Annotated in this window: 20 protein-coding genes and 1 tRNA gene; 14 read left to right on the top strand and 7 right to left on the bottom strand. The window is 37.5% G+C overall.

From position 1 onward, the window contains the following. Window positions 1–22: 22 nt before the first annotated feature. A complete protein-coding gene (locus RM549_RS04920) occupies window positions 23–670 on the bottom strand; it encodes a hypothetical protein (protein ID WP_311682359.1) in 648 nt (215 codons plus the stop codon). An 85-nt stretch (window positions 671–755) separates the two neighbouring features. Here RM549_RS04920 and rsgA point away from each other — a divergent pair, with 85 nt between their 5' ends. The 8 genes from rsgA (at window position 756) to aroA (ending at window position 10,206) form a co-directional block, all read left to right on the top strand. Then, window positions 756–1,709 (top strand): ribosome small subunit-dependent GTPase A, encoded by a 954-nt coding sequence (rsgA, locus tag RM549_RS04915; RefSeq protein ID WP_311682356.1) that lies wholly within the window; start codon window positions 756–758, stop codon window positions 1,707–1,709. Continuing rightward, window positions 1,706–2,158: a D-aminoacyl-tRNA deacylase gene (dtd, locus tag RM549_RS04910; protein WP_311682354.1), complete on the top strand. Its 453-nt coding sequence runs from the start codon at window positions 1,706–1,708 to the stop codon at window positions 2,156–2,158. Before rsgA ends, dtd begins: the two co-directional genes overlap by 4 nt. Before the next feature lie 164 nt (window positions 2,159–2,322). After that, entirely contained in the window at window positions 2,323–4,335 is a 2,013-nt protein-coding gene (locus RM549_RS04905) for a DUF3858 domain-containing protein (RefSeq protein WP_311682352.1), read from the top strand. Between the two features lie 100 nt (window positions 4,336–4,435). Further along, a complete protein-coding gene (locus RM549_RS04900) occupies window positions 4,436–6,346 on the top strand; it encodes a DUF3858 domain-containing protein (protein ID WP_311682347.1) in 1,911 nt (636 codons plus the stop codon). 18 nt (window positions 6,347–6,364) lie between these two features. Beyond that, window positions 6,365–8,374, top strand: a complete 2,010-nt coding sequence (locus tag RM549_RS04895; RefSeq protein ID WP_311682346.1) for a transglutaminase family protein — start codon at window positions 6,365–6,367, stop codon at window positions 8,372–8,374. Between the two features lie 3 nt (window positions 8,375–8,377). Beyond that, window positions 8,378–8,704: a nucleotide pyrophosphohydrolase gene (locus tag RM549_RS04890; protein WP_311682344.1), complete on the top strand. Its 327-nt coding sequence runs from the start codon at window positions 8,378–8,380 to the stop codon at window positions 8,702–8,704. After that, window positions 8,705–8,974, top strand: a complete 270-nt coding sequence (locus RM549_RS04885; RefSeq protein ID WP_311682342.1) for a hypothetical protein — start codon at window positions 8,705–8,707, stop codon at window positions 8,972–8,974. Between the two features lie 5 nt (window positions 8,975–8,979). Continuing rightward, entirely contained in the window at window positions 8,980–10,206 is a 1,227-nt protein-coding gene (gene aroA, locus RM549_RS04880) for a 3-phosphoshikimate 1-carboxyvinyltransferase (RefSeq protein ID WP_311682340.1), read from the top strand. Window positions 10,207–10,280: 74 nt separating this feature from the next. Here aroA and RM549_RS04875 read toward each other — a convergent pair whose 3' ends face one another. Further along, complete coding sequence (locus RM549_RS04875; protein WP_311682338.1) at window positions 10,281–10,445, bottom strand: hypothetical protein; 165 nt, start codon at window positions 10,443–10,445, stop codon at window positions 10,281–10,283. Between the two features lie 103 nt (window positions 10,446–10,548). Here RM549_RS04875 and queA point away from each other — a divergent pair, with 103 nt between their 5' ends. The 3 genes from queA to RM549_RS04860 all read left to right on the top strand — a co-directional run bounded on the left by queA (window position 10,549) and on the right by RM549_RS04860 (window position 13,754). Continuing rightward, window positions 10,549–11,598, top strand: a complete 1,050-nt coding sequence (queA, locus tag RM549_RS04870; RefSeq protein WP_311682642.1) for a tRNA preQ1(34) S-adenosylmethionine ribosyltransferase-isomerase QueA — start codon at window positions 10,549–10,551, stop codon at window positions 11,596–11,598. 74 nt (window positions 11,599–11,672) lie between these two features. Next, window positions 11,673–12,716 (top strand): dual-specificity RNA methyltransferase RlmN, encoded by a 1,044-nt coding sequence (gene rlmN / locus RM549_RS04865; RefSeq protein WP_311682336.1) that lies wholly within the window; start codon window positions 11,673–11,675, stop codon window positions 12,714–12,716. A gap of 60 nt (window positions 12,717–12,776) precedes the next feature. Continuing rightward, window positions 12,777–13,754: a polyprenyl synthetase family protein gene (locus RM549_RS04860; RefSeq protein ID WP_311682335.1), complete on the top strand. Its 978-nt coding sequence runs from the start codon at window positions 12,777–12,779 to the stop codon at window positions 13,752–13,754. 28 nt (window positions 13,755–13,782) lie between these two features. Here the strand turns inward: RM549_RS04860 and RM549_RS04855 are convergent, their stop codons facing one another. From RM549_RS04855 to RM549_RS04840, 4 genes are all read right to left on the bottom strand, one after another. After that, complete coding sequence (locus RM549_RS04855) at window positions 13,783–14,016, bottom strand: hypothetical protein (RefSeq protein ID WP_311682334.1); 234 nt, start codon at window positions 14,014–14,016, stop codon at window positions 13,783–13,785. 78 nt (window positions 14,017–14,094) lie between these two features. Next, the gene (locus RM549_RS04850; protein ID WP_311682333.1) at window positions 14,095–14,310 is read right to left on the bottom strand and encodes a hypothetical protein; all 216 of its coding nucleotides are present in this window, start codon (window positions 14,308–14,310) and stop codon (window positions 14,095–14,097) included. A gap of 46 nt (window positions 14,311–14,356) precedes the next feature. Continuing rightward, the gene (locus tag RM549_RS04845; protein WP_311682331.1) at window positions 14,357–15,133 is read right to left on the bottom strand and encodes a TIGR03915 family putative DNA repair protein; all 777 of its coding nucleotides are present in this window, start codon (window positions 15,131–15,133) and stop codon (window positions 14,357–14,359) included. Continuing rightward, the gene (locus tag RM549_RS04840) at window positions 15,130–16,395 is read right to left on the bottom strand and encodes a putative DNA modification/repair radical SAM protein (RefSeq protein ID WP_311682328.1); all 1,266 of its coding nucleotides are present in this window, start codon (window positions 16,393–16,395) and stop codon (window positions 15,130–15,132) included. The genes RM549_RS04845 and RM549_RS04840 overlap by 4 nt, the downstream gene beginning before the upstream one ends. Before the next feature lie 256 nt (window positions 16,396–16,651). On the opposite strand from RM549_RS04840, the gene RM549_RS04835 reads away from it, so the two are divergent. The 3 genes from RM549_RS04835 (at window position 16,652) to RM549_RS04825 (ending at window position 18,643) form a co-directional block, all read left to right on the top strand. Next, window positions 16,652–17,104, top strand: a complete 453-nt coding sequence (locus RM549_RS04835) for a GatB/YqeY domain-containing protein (RefSeq protein WP_311682322.1) — start codon at window positions 16,652–16,654, stop codon at window positions 17,102–17,104. A gap of 7 nt (window positions 17,105–17,111) precedes the next feature. After that, a tRNA-Arg gene (locus RM549_RS04830) sits at window positions 17,112–17,185 on the top strand. Between the two features lie 225 nt (window positions 17,186–17,410). Then, window positions 17,411–18,643: a site-specific integrase gene (locus RM549_RS04825; RefSeq protein WP_311682319.1), complete on the top strand. Its 1,233-nt coding sequence runs from the start codon at window positions 17,411–17,413 to the stop codon at window positions 18,641–18,643. A gap of 142 nt (window positions 18,644–18,785) precedes the next feature. Here RM549_RS04825 and RM549_RS04820 read toward each other — a convergent pair whose 3' ends face one another. Next, window positions 18,786–19,019 carry a hypothetical protein gene (locus tag RM549_RS04820; RefSeq protein WP_311682317.1) on the bottom strand — a complete coding sequence of 78 codons (234 nt, stop codon included), beginning with the start codon at window positions 19,017–19,019 and terminating at the stop codon, window positions 18,786–18,788. Window positions 19,020–19,122 lie beyond the last annotated feature (103 nt).

The raw sequence follows: 19,122 nt of genomic DNA, 5'->3' as shown, positions 1-19,122 counted from the left end.
AGGCTTTCTTATTTTACTCCACTTACTTTGTATATGCCAATCTTCTTGAAGCTTTACGCATAAGAGTATTGATCAAGCCATCTGTACTGCTGCCAAGGCTGCCAACCACTCTCTTGTTGTAATTCCAGAGAAGTTCTCCATCCACTGCGTTATTTACGCTCATATTAATTGTGGCAGAATTTGTTGCTCCCCAAAAACCAACAAGAACGCCAAGTGCAATAGAAGCACCATCAGACATTGGTTTGTCAGTTTCGAAGGTGCCGCCAATAACAGCGTCTACTTCTAAAAGTTGAGCCAGTTCTTCTGGTGTGTAAACAGAAAAATCGGTAATTTCATTTTTAGCCAGTATGGCATTGGTACGTTTTGGATCCTGAACGTCGATAAACAACTTTCCGCGGGTTTTTCTTTTTAAAAACCAGGAATACATCGCGGCTTGTACGGCTGTACCTTCGCTTTTTTCCATTTCTGCCAACTGTTCAACGGAAATTTCTTTCATTTGTTTAGGTCGTAGGCTTACCTTTGCAGTGAATGGCAAAATAGCGATTTCCTTATGCTCTTTTGCGATTTGATCGAAATTCGGATTCTCATAAAGGTGAGTTTGTGCAATTGATGATAGCCCGATGAAGAAGAACAAGACCGGGATTAATGATTGTTTGGTAATAATTTTCATGATGATTATGATTAAATTTACGCGATCAAATGTATGCGAAAAAATGATTGATTTTACAAGGTAATTAAGATAATATTAATATTTGATGAAAGGAACTGTTTACAAGTCTACAGGCAGCTGGTACCAGGTGAAAACCAAATCTGGAGAATTTTATAACTGCCGTATAAAAGGAAAGTTCCGTATTAAAGGAATAAAGAGCACAAACCCTGTTGCGGTAGGGGACGAAGTCATTTTTGATCTGGAGGAGCAACAGGGAGATGAGCAGCAGGGGGTAATAAAGAAAATTGAAGAACGGGAAAATTACATCATTCGTAAGTCTGTAAACCTTTCTAAGCAAACGCATATAATTGCTTCAAATATCGACAGGGTTTTCCTTATAGTTACGCTAAATAATCCGCCGACGTTTACAACATTTATGGATCGCTTTCTTGTCACGGCTGAAGCTTATGATATTGAAGCAGTCATCCTCTTTAATAAAACCGACACTTACACTGAAGAAGAAGTCCTGGAAGTAAAATTCCTCGCCCAGCTTTACCGGAATATTGGTTATGAATGCGTGGGAATTTCAGCAAAGACAGGAAAAAATGTAGAGAAGGTTAAGGAAATGATGATTGGCAAAACCAGCATGTTTTCCGGTCACAGCGGAACGGGAAAATCTACTCTGATTAATGCACTCGAGCCTTCTTTGAGCTTAAAAACCTCAGAAATTTCTGAACAGCACCGGCAGGGGCAGCATACTACCACCTTTGCTGAAATGTTCGATCTCAGTTTCGACGCAAGGATCATCGACACTCCGGGAATTAAAGGTTTTGGAGTGGTAGATATGGAAAAGGAGGAAATCGGGGATTACTTTCCTGAATTTTTTGCACTAAAGCAAGACTGTAAATTCCATAATTGTCTGCATTTGGAAGAGCCGCAGTGTGCTGTTAAGGAAGCATTGGAAGAGGGGGAAGTTGCCTGGTCCAGATATAAAAGTTATTTACAAATAATGGATGGTGAAGATGAGAATTACAGGATAGATAATTACCAAAAGAAATGAGAGTAGTACTACAAAGAGTTTCAGAAGCTTCTGTGACTATTAACCATCGTGTAAATGCGGTTATTAAACAAGGCTTGGTTATTTTATTGGGGATCGAAGAGAAAGATACAGAAGAAGATATAGAGTGGCTTTGCAGTAAGATTGTAAAAATGCGCATTTTTAATGATGATGATGAAGTGATGAATCTTTCGTTGCTGGATATTGAAGGGGACGCAGTTGTAGTAAGCCAGTTCACCCTACATGCGAGTACTAAAAAAGGAAATCGCCCAAGTTATATTAAAGCGGCCAAACCCGACGTGGCAGTACCTCTCTACGAAAAATTTATTGAAGTGCTTGAGGAAAAAATGGAAAAAAGAGTAGGTACGGGAGAGTTTGGTGCAGATATGAAGGTTGCCCTGGTAAATGACGGACCTGTTACAATTTTAATGGATTCTAAAAATAAAAGTTAAAATTTCTTAAAATTTTATATATTGCGGGTGGTTAGAATTTTCTTCCGAAAATTTTCTAACACTAATTCTTAAGTACGATATTCTTCTTTTTTTAGCTTCGGGAAAGCCATGTGAATTGCCCTGAAGATTTTTTAGAAGACTTTTTTAACTTAAAGATTCGAAAAATGAAGCTAAAAAGGAAATTTGCTTTTATTGTACTGCTTACTTTTTTATCTACCGGAGGTTGGGCACAGAAGTATAAACTAGATAAGTTATCTGAGAGGGATTTTGAGATAGAAAAAGATACATCAAAATTGTCTTCGCCTGCCGTATTTTTGATAAAGCACAGGGAAACATACTTCGATTATAGTGATTCTGATCATTGGACAATCATTAATGAAGTTACCGAACGTATCCATATTTTATCTAAAGAAGGGCTTGATTATGCTACCAAAAAAATCCCGCTTTATAAAAATGATACTGATAAAGAAATTCTTGAGGAAATAGAAGGTGCCACTTATAATCTGGAAGGTGGCAAGGTGGAGAAAACGAAGTTTGATGAAAAGGTTGTATTCGAGAAAAATATCAACAAACACTGGAACGAATCTGTTTTTACGATGCCCAATGCAAGGGTGGGATCTGTGGTGGAATGGAGCTATAAAACAATTTCTCCTTTTTGGAAAGTAGATGACCTTGTTCTTCAGCAGGATATACCTGTGAAGCACTACTATGCAAAAATAAGGACGCCGCAAATGTTCGGTTTTCGGGTTTTAAAGAGAGGATCCTTCGAAATATCACCCAATTCTTCCGTGGAAAGCCGAAGTTTGGGTTTTACTTATGCAGGCACCGGTGGTTACGGTACTTCTACTATTAGATCTAATTCAGCCAGGGTGAATTTTCAGGAAATTATCAGCGAATACCAAAAAGAAAATATTCCGGCTTTAAAGGAAGAGCCGTTCGTTAATAACATTAATAACTATCGGTATTCCATTATTTATGAACTCACTTCTACTGAATTCTCCGAAGGAAATGTAAAGAATTATGCTATTACCTGGGAAGAAGTAGCCCGTTCTATTTTTAAGTCTAAAAATTTTGGAAAGCAATTAGAGGATACACGATTCTTAAAAGAAGCAGCGAAAAACATTACTTCCCAATATGTAGAAAAGGAAATAATACTTGAAAAGGCGCTGGAATTAATAAAGCTAAGAATGACCTGGAACGGTGAATATGGCAAATATGTAGAGCAGGATATATCTAAAGCTTATAAAAATGGAGCAGGTAACGTAGCAGAAATTAATCTAAGTTTAATCGCTTTACTTCGGGAATGTGGTTTGGATGTTAACCCAGTGCTGGTGAGTACCCAAAGCAACGGCGTCCCGCTTTATCCAACCCTGGAAGGTTATAACTATGTGATTGCCGGTCTACGTGAAAATGGAAAGACTCTGCTACTTGATGCTACAGAAAAGTGGAGTGCGGTGAATATTCTTCCGGCAAGGGTTTATAACTGGACAGGACGTATGATTAGTGATAAGGGGATAGCTCAGGAAATAGATTTGAATGAAACCAGCAGGGCAGAAGAATATCACTTCGTGATGGCTGCTATAGATAATAATGGCGTGGTTACAGGAGAAGTCAAAGAACGTTTTGTTGGGAATAAGGCTTTAAATTATCGTCAAAAGAAGGCGGGAGTTGCAGAAAAAGATATAAAATCTTCATTAGCAGAAGGGTTTGGACTGCAGGAAATTATTGGTATTAAGGTGAAAAATTCTGTTCTGGTAAAAGAGCCAATTGAAGAAATTTTTCAGTTTACATCCTCAAATGAAGCAGATGTGGTAGGAAACAAAATTTATTTCTCACCGCTACTTTTTTTAAAATTGGCTGAAAATCCATTTAAAGAAGAATTTCGGCAATTTCCTGTTAATTACATCAACCCGTTTACTAATGCTAAAATGGTCACCTTATCAATACCTGAAGGGTATAAAGTAGCTTCTATACCACAGTCATTGAACATGGTTTTGCCGGATGACACAGGAGCTTTCCTGTTTCATGTCGCAGAGCAAAACGGGACATTGCAGATTACATCACGATTCTCAATAAAAAAGCCCTACATAGATGCAGGTTATTATGAATCCCTAAGAGAGTTCTATAAGCGCTGTGTCGAAAAAGAAAATGAAAAAATAGTATTAGAAAAAGTTTAAACTTGAGATATAACATAATGCTCGGTTAAGTAACCAAGATTTTTTCTAAAGTTTGGTTCCCTTATCATTTAAGGTTTATTATCTCTTTTATTTTAATAGAATGCACAAGTATTGGCTTTTAATTTTCGGTGGTTTATACTGCTTAAATCTTCAATGTCAGGATTATCCTGTTTCTCATATCGACATATCGCTTTTAAATAATGCAAATGCGGTAATAAGAAATTATGATGAAAAAATCGTAGTGGAGGACCTGGATAAGGTAGTTACAAAAATTGATAAGGTGATTACCATCTTAAATCAAAAGGGGGATCGTTTTCTTGGCGCTTATGAAGTCTATGATGCTTCTGAGAAAATTAAACATCAGCAGGCGATTGTTTATGACAGAAATGGGAAACAAATAAAAAAAATCAGAGGGCGGGATTTTATGGATGAAAGCAATTTCCCATCCTTCGTCTTGTTTGCAGATAACCGGGTGAGTTATCTTAACTACACACCCCGCTCTTATCCTTACACTATACACTACACTAGTGAGGTAGAAAGCAAGAATAGTATTTTTATACCTGAATGGAGGCCCGTTCCCGGTTATAATATAAGTGTAGAAAATTCTTCTTTTCAAATTTTAAACCACACAAGAAGCTCACTGCGTTTTTCAGAAAAAAACATGGAAGATCTTCAGGTTGAAAAGGACTCTGATAGTCTTAGCCTTCATTATAAAATTCAGGATATTCAGGCGATGGAATATGAAGTTTTATCTCCTTATTTTCACCAGAATGCTCCAAGGTTGGTTGTTGCCCTTAAAGGATTTCATCTGGAAGGAATAAATGGAAGTGCAGGAAATTGGGAAGAATTTGGAAAATGGCAGTACGAAAACTTAGTAAAAGGCCATGACGATTTACCGCAGGAAACCATAAATAAAATCACTCTCCTTACAAAGGACGCTAAAAGCCTTGAGGAGAAAGCGCGTATTATTTACGAGTATGTGCAAAATAGTACCAGGTATGTAGCAATTGCTTTGGGAATAGGAGGCTGGGAGCCTGCGTATGCCGGAGAGGTGGATAAGCTTGGATATGGGGATTGTAAAGGTCTTACAAATTATACAATGGCGCTTTTAAAATCTCAGGATATTGAAGCGTATTATACTATAGTACATTCAGGTGAAAAGTTAGATATAGATCCCGATTTTACTAAAATTCAGGGTAACCATGTAATATTAAATATTCCGAGGGAGGAGAAAGAGGACATCTGGCTGGAATGTACCAACCAATTTTTTCCGTTTGATTATTTAGGTGATTTTACAGACGACCGTTTTGTTTTACGCTTAACTCCGGAAGGAGGGGAAATTATTAAGACCCGAGAATATTCGGCAGAAGATAATCTTGAAGAAATTCACTGCACTGTGGAGTTACAAAGTGAAGGCGGTTTTTTGGCAAATTTCGAACGTTCAAGTACAGGCATACCTTATGGAGATATTTATCCTCTTGAACGACAACAGGAAAAAGATCAGAAAGAATATTACCGTAGCGAGTGGGCTCACATTCAGAACATCTCTTTTGACAGTATAAGCTTCAGCAATAACAAAGAGGCTATACGATTTACTGAAAAATTAAAATTCAGGGGAGACCGTTTTGCTATAAAAGCGGGAAACCGTTTTCTGCTTCCACTTAATTTTGTTAAAAATGAACGAATAAAGCTCAGGGAAATTGAAAATAGAAAATATCCTGTAAGAATCAGCAGGGGTAAAACTTATGCTGACACCTTCAGATATAAAATTCCTGCCGAATATGAAGTGGAGGCTCTACCTGAAGGGAGCGCAATAACTTCTGAATTTGGTAATTCCAAAATTGAAATAAAAATGGAAGAGGGAGAAGACGGTGTGATGCTGGTTGTAAAGAAGTTTCTCCAAATTAATAAAGGGGAGTGGTCGTCTGAAAAATACGAGGACTTCCGGGAATTTATAGGTGCTGTTGAAGAAATGAATAATCTTAAAGCAGTTATAGTTACAAAAAGTTAAATTAATATTTACAGCCATATGAAAAACTACTACTTATTATTATTCGTAATTTTTGCTCAAAACCTCATTTTTTCTCAGGATTACCGTTTCGGAAAAGTTTCAGAAGAAGAAGTTCTGGAAAAAGCCTATCCTTTAGATTCCACTGCCAATGCAGCCATTCTTTTTAAAAGTCAGAAGACCTATTACGAGCTACATCAAAATACTGGATTTACTTTAGTGACCGATGTTTACGAGCGGATCAAAATTTATAATAAAGATGGTTTGGACTGGGCTACTAAAGAAATTACAGCTTATCAAAATGGATCTGATCGGGAGAAAATTGTTAGTGTAAAAGGTAATACCTATAATATAATAGATGGAAAGCTTAAAGATGAAAAGCTGCGTAAAGATGGTATTTTTGATGAAGAAGTTAATAAATACCGAATTAAGACTAGTCTCACCATGCCAGCTGTTACAGAAGGAAGTGTAATAGAATATTCCTACACCGTCAGATCTCCTTTTCTAACCAGTATAGATGAGACCAGGTTGCAATACACCATTCCTGTAGAAAGGATAGAAGTGCAGGTGAAAATTCCTGAATTTTTTGGGTTTAAGATGCATTCTAACTTAAAATCTCCTTTAATTTTTGATGTAGATAAATCTGGCGATACTTTTAGATATGCTTTTCAGGAAAGCACCAGGAAAAGTAACGGCTGGACAACTTCTTCAGAATATTCCACTAATTCCGTAGATTATAAATTAAATGTTTATCAAATCCAAAAAGACAATGTTGCGGCTTTAAAAAAGGAGCCCTTTGTGGATTACCTTGAAAATTATGCTGCTTATATTAAATGGGAACTTATGTTTACACAGTTCCCTAATACGCCTGTTAAAAATTTCACCCAAACCTGGGAAGGAGTTACAAAGACCATTTATGATGGTAACCTGGGAAAAGAATTACATCAGGAAAGATACTTTAGGAAAGATGTAGATGAACTGCTTTCAGGGGTTTCCAATCCCCAAACTAAAGTGGCTTTAATCTATGATTTTGTAAAGAAGAAGGTGAGATGGAATGACTTTGTGGGATATTACACAGATAACGGATTAAAATCTGCTTATAAAGACGGAGTGGGAAACTGTGCAGATATTAACCTCATGCTTACTGCTATGCTTAAGTATGCAGGTTTAACAGCTAACCCAGTGCTCGTGAGCACACCAGATAATGGGATTCCTGTATTTCCTACAATTAACGGCTTTAACTACATCCTTGCTTCTGTAGAACTTCCAAATCAAACCCTACTGCTGGATGCAACAGATCCTTTAGCTTCTGTAGGAGAATTGCCAAAACGAGCGAGAAACTTTCAGGGCAGGCTCATAAGGGAAGAAGGTACTTCTAATTGGGTAGATCTTATTCCTACTACGCTTTCTGAAGTAAAGTCTTATTTGTACGTAAGTTTAGATGAAGAACTTAAAATCACAGGAAAAACCAGTAAAGCACATCAGGGACTATATGCAAAGAGATTCCGCGAAAATAATACGATGAGTGATGAGAAGTATTTGGAAAAGCTGGAAGGAAAAGTAGGTGAATTTTCTATTTCAGAACTTGTGGTGGAAAACAGGCAGGATATCAATGAAATTATTAAAGAAACTTATACATTCAGCGGGCGCAATCCGGTAGAAGAAATCAACGGAAAAATTTATTTACAGCCGTTTTTATTTGAGGCAATAAAAGAAAATCCTTTTAAGGCCGATGAGAGAAATTATCCAATTTTCTTTGATTTTCCATCAATACAAAATGAAGCTATTACTTTTGTTGTTCCTGAAGGTTATGTTCTGGAATCTTTTCCCGAAAGCGGAATCGTAGAGCTTAATGGCGGAGAGGTTAAGTACACGTTCCTTGTACAACAGAGCGGGTCTGTATTAAGTATTAGATCTACACTGGATTTGCCAAAAACATATTTTACGCCTGAAGATTATGATGGCTTAAAGAAATTTTATAGCCAGATAATAGAAAAACAAACCGAAGCAATAGTTCTTTCTAAAGTATAAAAAATGAATATACAGGATGCTCAAAAAGCAGTAGACGAGTGGATTAACGAACACGGGGTGCGATATTTTAACGAACTTACCAATATGGCGCAACTCACTGAAGAGGTTGGGGAAGTAGCCAGGATTATTGCCCGTCGTTATGGTGAACAGAGCGAAAAAGAAAGTGATAAAAATAAAGACCTTGGAGAGGAATTGGCCGACGTTGTTTTTGTAGTTTTATGCCTCGCAAACCAAACTGGTGTCGACCTTCAAAAAGCGTTTGATAAAAAACTGGATTTAAAAACAAAAAGGGATCACGACAGGCACCATAATAATCAAAAGTTGAAATAGATGGGTTTTAAGAGCATTGTCTCACAAAGGAAGTACTGGAAATCTGTAATTATTCTGGGATTGATATTTGCCATTCTTTATAATTTAATTTCTATTCTTTTTGAATATGGCGGTTTTGCTTTTGAAGCTTATTACAACGATTATATTGCGGGCGACAGGTGGGGAAAATATGTTTTGGCCCAACTTGGGGCGGCCCTTTTTTATGGGCTTATTGTTTCTTACGGCCAGTTTAAATCCAGGGAAAAACGAGAAGAAAATTCCAATAACTGAATTAAATGGAAATCAAAATATCACATTCTGAAAAGAAACTTTTCGGGGAATTACAAATAACCGGTTCTAAAAGTGAATCTAACCGGCTCCTTATCCTTAAATCCCTTTTTCCTTCACTTCAGGTGAAAAACCTGTCTAATAGTGACGATACTCAGGTGATGAAGAAGGCGCTTCAATCCAAAGAAGAGATTGTAGATATTCATCATGCCGGTACTGCCATGCGATTTTTAACTGGATATTTTGCAGCTAAAGAGGGAAGGGAAGTAGTGTTAACTGGTAGTCCGCGAATGCAGGAGCGCCCGGTAAAACTGCTGGTTGAGGCACTTCAAAGTATAGGGGCAGACATTTCTTATGAAAAAGAGCAGGGCTACCCTCCGCTAAGGATCAAAGGGAAAAAACTTACCAAAGATGAGGTGGTGGTACAGGCAAATATCAGCAGCCAGTATATTTCTGCATTAATGTTAATTGCACCGTCGCTTCCTAACGGACTCCAAATTAAACTTGATGGACAGATTACCTCGGCACCTTATATTTCCATGACGCTGGAAATGTTGCAACATGCCGGAATAAAAGGAGAATTTAAAGAAAACAGGATTAGAATAGAACCTGAAAAAAGTCTTCCTGCAAAAACTATTAATATCGAGTCAGACTGGAGTTCGGCGTCTTATTTTTACAGTATTGCTGCCATTTGTGAAGAGGCAGAGCTTAAATTATCCAATTATCGTAAAACCAGCCTCCAGGGAGATTCCTGCCTGGCGAAAATTTACCGTCAGCTGGGCGTGGAAACAGAATATCAGGGTGATTCAATAATTCTGAAGAAAAAGCCCTGTAAAAAACCAAAGAGAATTACTGAAGATCTTCAGAATTCGCCAGATATCGCACAGACGATTGCCGTGACCTGTCTTGCTTTGGGGATTGAGTGTCAGTTGGGAGGTCTACACACTTTAAAAATTAAAGAAACCGATAGGTTAGTGGCTTTAAAGAATGAAATGGAGAAATTTGGAGCAAAAGTGGATATCACAAACGACAGTTTAAGGCTATATCCGGTGAAAACGCTGAATGAGAATGTTTCTGTCGCTACTTATAACGATCACAGGATGGCGATGGCATTTGCACCACTGGCGTTAAAGGTCGCTTTTAAAGTTGAAGATGCCATGGTGGTTTCAAAATCCTATCCGGATTTTTGGGAAGATTTGGAAAGCCTCGGATTTGATGTACAAAGAGAGGGCTGAAAATTGGCAATTATCGACCTGTAGTTACACCACGATTCTACGAATAATGTCAAATATTTTCGCAGAAGGTTTTTCTACACCTCCTGGTTCTTTTCTCCTGTTTCCTGACTCAATTTAAGTGAGGCTTCAAAATGGTAAGTATCGGTCTTGCGTGGGTGCTGATTCTTCAGGAGAATTCTGAAATTTTGTTCTTCAGAAAAAGAATAAAGAGAAGCATTTAAAATGGCAATTTTCGGCATTAGATACTTTAGAATAAATCATTTTCCAAATAAACTGCTATTTACTTGACAACCCCTATGTTGAGGTTGTATATTTGCAGCCTTTAAAAATTCAACTATGGGAATGAAACTTTCACACTTCAATTTTGAACTTCCAAATGAACTTTTGGCTGAATACCCTGCAGAAAACAGGGATGAGGCAAAGCTGATGGTTCTAAACAGGAAAGAGCAAACAATTGAACATAAACAATTTAAGGACCTGATAGACTATTTTGATCCGCAGGACGTAATGGTACTTAACAATACCAAAGTGTTTCCTGCACGGCTTTTTGGTAACAAAGAAAAAACCGGGGCAAGGATCGAAGTTTTTCTTTTAAGGGAATTAAATCCTGAAACTAAACTTTGGGATGTGTTAGTTGACCCGGCGAGAAAAATAAGAATTGGAAACAAATTATATTTTGGTGACGACGAAAGCCTTGTTGCAGAAGTTATCGATAATACGACCTCCAGGGGACGTACATTAAGGTTTTTGTATGATGGTTCCTATATAGACTTCAGAAAAAAACTGAATGAATTGGGGGAAACTCCGCTTCCTAAATATATAAAAAGGGAAGTAGAACCTTCAGATGAGGATCGTTACCAGACAATTTATGCAAAAAAAGAAGGTGCTGTTGCAGCTCCTACTGCTGGTCTGCATTTTTCCAAGCACCTGCTTAAGCGTCTTGAAATAAAAGGAATCGATTTTGCTGAAGTTACTCTTCATGTTGGATTGGGAACTTTTAGTCCTGTAGAAGTGGAAGATCTTTCAAAACATAAAATGGATAGCGAAGAGGCTTTTATTGAAGGCCCGGCAGTAAAAACGATCAATAAAGCAAAAACGGAAAGGCGCAAAGTTTGTGCGGTTGGAACCACGGTGATGAGAGCATTGGAAAGTTCGGTTTCTTCAGATCTTACTCTTAACGAATTTGCGGGATGGACGAATAAGTTCATTTTCCCTCCATACGATTTTAGTATAGCTAATTGTATGATTACTAACTTTCATACTCCAAAATCTACGCTTCTAATGATGGTTTCTGCATTTGCAGGACATGATTTTATGAAAAAAGCTTATGACGAGGCGGTAAAAGAAAAGTATAATTTTTATACTTACGGTGACGCCATGCTCATCTTGTAGTATAAAAAAGATAATCTTATAAAATAGACCTCACAGATTTCAAATACCTGTGAGGTCTTTTGTATTTTTGCAGCGTGAAAAATGACAGGAAAGATATACGGGCTTTAACAAAGAAACAACTTCAGGAATTCTTTGTCTCCCAGGGGGATAAATCCTTTAGGGGAAGCCAGGTTTACGAATGGTTGTGGAGCAAAAGCGCTCATACTTTTGAAGAAATGACCAACATTTCCAAGGAAACCAGGGAGATGCTGAAGAATAACTTTGTCATTAACCACATTCGGGTAGACCAGATGCAGCGCAGCAGCGACGGCACTATTAAAAATGCTGTAAAGCTGCATGACAGTCTTACTGTGGAATCTGTCCTTATTCCTACTCCAAAACGCACTACGGCCTGTGTTTCGTCGCAGGTAGGCTGCAGCCTCGACTGTCAGTTTTGTGCAACGGCCAAATTGAAGCGGATGCGCAACCTTAATCCTGATGAAATTTATGATCAGGTGGTTGCTATCGACAACGAGAGTCGGCTTTACTTTGATAAACCGCTGTCCAATATCGTTTTTATGGGAATGGGGGAGCCTTTGATGAATTACAACAATGTAATGAAGGCTATTGAAAAGATTACTTCTAAGGAGGGATTGGGAATGTCTCCTAAAAGGATCACCATTTCAACTTCCGGAGTTCCAAAGATGATCAAGAAACTGGCCGATGATGAAGCGAAAATAAAGCTTGCGGTTTCGTTACATTCTGCTATTGATGAGGTGAGGACGAAGATCATGCCTTTTAATGAAACTTTTCCGTTAAAAGATTTAAAAGAAGCGCTGGAATACTGGTATGCTAAAACAAAAAGCAGGATAACTTACGAATATATTGTCTGGAAAGATATAAATGATAATCGCCCGGCGGCCCAGGCTCTGGTAGATTTTTGTAAAGCTGTTCCCTGTAAAGTAAACCTGATTGAATACAATCCTATAGATGACGGGCATTTTCAGCAGGCTTCGGCTGAAGCTACTGCTATGTACCAGAACATGCTGGAGAGAAACGGAATTACGGTTACTGTAAGAAGATCCAGAGGAAAAGATATAGATGCAGCCTGTGGACAGCTTGCAAATAAATCAGCTTGATCTATGGGGATTAAAAGCAGTAAGATTTCGCATTAAAAAGTTATCTTTGCTCACTGCTTTATGAAGGTAATTTCCCAAATAAAACTTCCGGTGGAAAAGGAGATGGAACTTTTTGAAAAAAAGTTCTTCCAATCCATGTCTTCAAACGTTGCCCTTCTTAACAGGATTACCCATTATATTGTAAATCGTAAGGGCAAGCAAATGCGGCCTATGTTCGTGTTTCTGGTTGCCAAAATGGTTTCGGGAGGTACAGTAAATGAGCGCACCTATCGCGGTGCGTCGGTTATAGAACTTATACATACCGCCACACTTGTTCATGACGATGTTGTGGACGATTCCAACCGCAGGCGTGGTTTCTTCAGTATAAATGCTTTATGGAAAAATAAAATTGCTGTTTTAGTTGGTGATTACCTGCTCTCCAAAGGGCTACTTCTATCTATCGATAACAACGATTTTGACCTTTTGAAGATCATTTCTGTTGCGGTAAGGGAAATGAGTGAAGGCGAATTGTTACAGATTGAAAAGGCGCGACGATTAGATATTACTGAGGAAGTTTATTACGAAATTATAAGGCAAAAAACGGCCACTTTAATTGCAGCCTGTTGCAGCCTTGGTGCAGCTTCTGTAAAACCTGATTCTGACGATATGATCAAGATGCGCAGGTTTGGAGAGCTTATAGGCATGGCTTTTCAAATTAAAGATGACCTGTTTGATTACGGCGAAGCACAAATTGGTAAACCTACCGGGATAGATATTAAGGAGCAAAAGATGACACTGCCGCTTATTTACACTCTTAATAATTGCTCCAGTAAGGAAAAATCCTGGGTAATTAATTCAGTTAAAAGATACAATAAAGATAAAAAGCGGGTGAAAGAAGTTATTGAGTTTGTAAAAGCTAATGGAGGACTTTCATATGCCGAAGAAAAAATGGCAGAATTTCAGCAGGAAGCTTTAGTAATTCTAAACGATTATCCGCAGTCTGATTACCGGGATTCCCTGGAACTCATGGTAAATTATGTGATAGAGCGAAAAAAATGAGGTCTGTGATCTATAGCCAATAGGACTTTTAGTCAATATTCACTTCGTTGTGCCTGCTTTCCAGCTCCTGTAGCTCCTCATCCACTTCATTGTCTATTTTCTCGGCTCCTTCTTGAATCTTTCTTCCGGCTTCACGCGTATTTGCTTCAATGTCTTCTCCTATGGCTTCTACGGCTTCTTCAGTCTTTTCCTGTGTACTTTCACGGCAGGAATGCAGTAAAAAAAAAGAAACGACAGTAATTATTGAAAGTAATCTTTTCATTAGTATTGGATATTATGGGTAAGTAAAAAGCCATTCCGGAAATCCAGAATGGCTTTAAATTATCAGTTCAGGTGATGATTACATATCATCTGTTCCTTCTACTTCTGCTTCAATTTCGTTACCAGCTTCTTCAGTAGTTCTTTCGATATCCTCTCCAGCTTCTTCAGCAGAGTTCTCGATGTCGTTACCAATTTCTTCCATGTCGTTTTCTGCATTTTCTTCTGTAGTTTCTCTACAAGAATAGATAGAAAGAGACATTGTTGCTACGGCGAATAATAAAAATAATTTCTTCATTGTAATAATTGTTTAATTAGTTGAAGCAACAAATTTAAACTATTTTTTAATTATGCAATAGGCTCTTTTCACTTAAATATTTCCAATACCGTCTTGGCACATGTTGCAGGTGAAGCTTCATGTTTTTTCGGGATTTGATGTTAGTACTATTAAAATACTCCTTCCATAAGTGCTGAAAATTTATCTCTTCCTCGTCGAATACTGCATTATTATTAGTGCTAGCGTTAAAATGATGATTAAAATTTATAGTGATTTCGTTAACCTCCTGAAGGTCAAAATATAGGCCGTATTTTCTTTTTAAATCATAAATAATCCAAGCTTGGTCGGCATATCTTTTTTTAAAATGTTCCTGAATGAGGGGCAAAACATTAAAATCAGGCTCAATGACGGAGAAATAAATCTGATCTTTTGTCAATTTAAAGCGAACAAAAGCTTCCATCCGGTGTTTTTCCCTACCTACTTTTTTTGCCATCTTTGAAATTTTCAATACAGCGGGATGGCTAAAATCCGAATCAACTTGCTGATTAATTTTAAAAACATATTGCAGATATTTTAGCATAGTTAATTCTATTCCTGGTTCTTCACTAAGAAATGCGCGGTAAAGATTCCTTCTTCCGGCAGCTGAACATTTGTTCTTAATAGCCAGAGCAACCCTGGTAGCTTTAGTTTTATCTGTAATTATGTTTTCCAGATCACTAAAGAGTAAGTCTGATGCTCTTTGTTCTGTTTGAATGTCAACTACTTCTAGCTTTTCTTCATATGTGGTAAACACACAGGTAAGAAAACCATTGAAACTGCCGTCATAGCTTAAAATTGTTTTCATGAGTCGAAAATTGACAATTGCGGACTATAACTTTTTTGGAATTTGCTGCTGGAATTTTTCAGTATTAAGTTTTTTACTTTTTCTGAAGTAAGGTCCTTTTTCTCCCATCCTTCAGAATTACATATAATAAAGTATCGGGCACGGTTCATAGCAATTCCAATATTTTTGAGATGATCCCAATTTAGCTTGCGGTGCTTGCGGGCAGCAATAATTTTATGAACTGATTTTAATCCTATTCCCGGAACTCTGGCCAGTAATTGTTTTTCAGCTTTATTAATATCTATTGGAAAAAGGTGCATGTTGCGAAGAGCCCAACTTAGCTTTGGGTCAACATCTACATCCAGGTTTTTATGCTCATCATTTAATAACTCCCTTATATCGAAGCCGTAAAAACGGAGCAGCCAGTCCGTTTGATAAAGACGGTTTTCGCGCAGCATTGGAACAGCAGAGGTAATGGCAGGAAGACGCGGATCTGATGTTACCGGCACATAGCCGGAATAATAGACCCTCTTCATATTATATTTTTTGTAAAAGTAAGTGGCGGTATACATAATATCCCGATCTGTCTCTCCTGTAGCTCCAACAATCATCTGTGTGCTTTGTCCTGCAGGAGCATATTTTGGCGTCGATCTTATAATTTTACTTTCTTCACGATTTTTAGTTATTTCATTTTTCACCTTGAGCATAGGTTTCATAAAATCTTCATGTTTCTTGTCTGGAGCCAAAAGTTTAAGTCCGGAAACTGTAGGAATTTCAATATTCACACTTAATCGGTCGGCATATAAACCTGCTTCCTGCATAAGTTCGTCACTTGCACCCGGAATGGATTTAAGATGAATATATCCATTAAAGTTTTCTTCCAGGCGCAGTTTTTTCGCCACCATTATAAGCCGTTCCATGGTATAATCGGGATCTTTAAAAATGCCGGAGCTAAGAAATAATCCTTCAATATAATTACGCCTATAGAAATTAATAGTAAGGTCCACCACTTCCTGCACTTTAAAGGCTGCACGCTTGATATCATTGCTCTTGCGGGTTACGCAATAGGCACAATCGAAAATGCAATGGTTAGTAAGCAAAATTTTTAGAAGGGAAACACATCGTCCATCTTCAGTATAACTATGGCAAATACCCATTCCTGAAGAATCTCCCAGCCCTTTATCTTTATTCTTTCGGTTACTGCCGCTGCTGGAGCAGGAAACATCGTATTTGGCGGCATCTGCGAGAATAGATAATTTTTCCTTAATTCTGTCAAAATTCATTTTTTACTAATTTATCTCAAAAATAGGAAATAATCCTATGTAATGGAAAATATCCTACTATTTAATTTATGTGGAAGATATGGAGATGGAAACAGCATTAGAGGATTTGTTTGTAGCATCTTTTAAATGATCGAAAATGGGAAAAGAAGTTGTTGAGATAAAAATATTGACTGCTAAAAGCACCTATATTTTGGAGTAAAATTTACGTGGTGTTTTTAAATATAAATTTTATCTTCGCACTCAGAAAAGAGAGACAATGAGTTTACAGGATAAGGTAATGGTTGAAATGAAGGCAGCGATGCGGGCGAAAGACAGCACAAAGCTGGAGGCTTTAAGAGCTGTAAAAAGTGCTATTCTTCTGGCAAATACTGATAGTGCTTCCAAGGATGGCCTTACCGAAGATGAAGAACTTAAACTCTTGCAAAAGCTTGTAAAACAGCGTAAAGAAAGTGCCGCTATATACCGTGAGCAGGGAAGGGAAGATCTTGCTGAACCTGAAGAACAACAGGCAGAAGTGATTGAGAAATTTTTGCCTGAGCAAATGAGTGAGGCGGAAATAGAAGCAAAAATTGAAGAAATTATCCAGAAAACCGGTGCCAGCGGAATGCAGGATATGGGGAAGGTGATGGGAGCAGCTTCTAAAGAACTTGCCGGTAGGGCAGATGGAAAAACCATCTCAACAATTGTAAAACAGAAATTAAGCAAATAAAAATACTGGCCCCGTGGCGCAACTGAATAGCGCATCAGATTTCGGCTCTGAGGGTTGGGGGTTTGAATCCCTCCGGGGTCACTATTCAAGAATTCAAATTGAATCAGATCCCTGTAAATACTATGATTTACAGGGATTTATTTTTTTTAAGGGTTTTGTTTGAGATACTTTTATTATATTTATTTTCTAACAAATCGTCAACATAATTTTTATCCTGTCAACATGTTGACAATTTGATTATCAGTGAATTAATTTTTTTGTGGTTTGACTTCGTCTTTACTGAGTATTAATTTAAAGGCGACACAAATGCGTACTTCAAAAACATTTTCCATTTTATTCTGGGTGTATTCTTCCAGGGTAAAGAATAATCAAACAAACCTGTATGTTCGAATTTCTCTTGACAGTCAAAGAGTAAATATCAGTTTAAAATCCAAAATTCCTTTTGATCTTTGGGATGTTTCCGCCCAACGTGTCAATGGTAATACGAGGGAAGCAAGAGAGTCAAATAATCTAATTGCAGAAACACGAACAAAAATTTTTCAAAATTACCAGGATCTAAGGTTCCAGAACAAGAAAATCACCACAGAACTTTTAAAAGCGAATTTTTTAGGGGAAGGGCCTAAAGATAAAACCCTGTTGGATATTTTAGATTATCATAGGCAAAAGATTGAGAAAACGCTCGCCAAAGGCTCTGTTCGTAATTTCAAGGTTACCGAGAAATATGTACTTCGGTTTTTGAGAGAAGAACTAAAGATAAATTCTGTTTATTTGAGTGAGCTCAATTATAAGTTCATCAACGATTTTTCAAATTTTCTTTTTACCTGTTGGCCAAAAGGACATGTAAATGCTATGAGCCATAATACGGTCATGAAGCATTTACAACGGCTTCGGAAAATAACCACCCTTGCTTTTCATTTGGAATGGGTCGATAAGGATCCCTTTATACGGTGGAAACCTACCTTTGAAAAAAAGGAACGGGATTTTCTAAACCCCAATGAGTTAAAACTGATCGAGGATTTTAATTTTTATAATGACCGGTTGGACAGGGTTAGGGATTTATTTGTTTTTAGCTGTTATACAGGAATCAGCTTTTCAGATATCAATGATCTTACCTTAAATAATATTAGGATTGGCCTGGACGGTCAGAAATGGATTTTTACTTCAAGAAACAAAACAAAAACTAATGTTAAGATCCCTTTACTGGATAAGGCGCTAGAGATTATCGGTAAATACCAGGGACATCCAATGACTGAAATAACCCAAAGTCTTTTGCCTATTATCACCAATGTTAAGGTCAATCTTTTTTTAAAGGAAGTAGCAGACCTTTGTGATATCAGGAAGAATTTGACCTTTCATATGGCTAGGCATACTTTTGCCACTACTGTTACCCTTTCCAATGGAGTACCGATAGAAACTGTATCCAAACTTTTGGGACACACAAAAATTTCAACGACCCAAATATATGCCAGAGTTCTCGAAGATAAATTAAGTAAGGATATGTCTGATCTTAGTAGGAAGCTTAGGAATGGAAAGGGCTAATTTTAGTAAAGTTTGAATAAACCAGTAAGTGCTTTTCTTTTTCAGATAATCGGCCGCAATCGTTCGCAATCGTCCATAATCGTTCGCAATCGGTTGAACTTCCGCTTTTGTGGTTTGCAAATGATCCTGTGAACGAATGATTTCAGTACCCAATATTAAAATCCCCGCATCTCAGGTCGCAAACCACCGGTGGAGTTTCAAAACCTTTTAAAAAAGCAGCTGCTACAGCTATATATGAATTTACCGTTTCAGGATGATGGGAGCCTAAACCGGAATAAAATTCAGATTTGTTACCACCCCACAAGTTGTTTTCATAAATCTGCGCCATGACGTCTTTAGCTGGCCAGAGCTTTTTTATTCCTTTCTTCTTGGTCATAAGAGTGGATTAATTTAATAGAGAAGATCCAAGTATAAATAATGGTAAACGAGAATAAGGCTATAGTTATTTAAAATTTATTTTACGTTTTTAATAAGTGATC

The organism is Autumnicola patrickiae (assembly GCF_031846525.1).
Classification (GTDB): Bacteria; Bacteroidota; Bacteroidia; order Flavobacteriales; family Flavobacteriaceae; genus Autumnicola; species Autumnicola patrickiae.
This window is presented reverse-complemented; position numbering and strand designations above follow the sequence as displayed.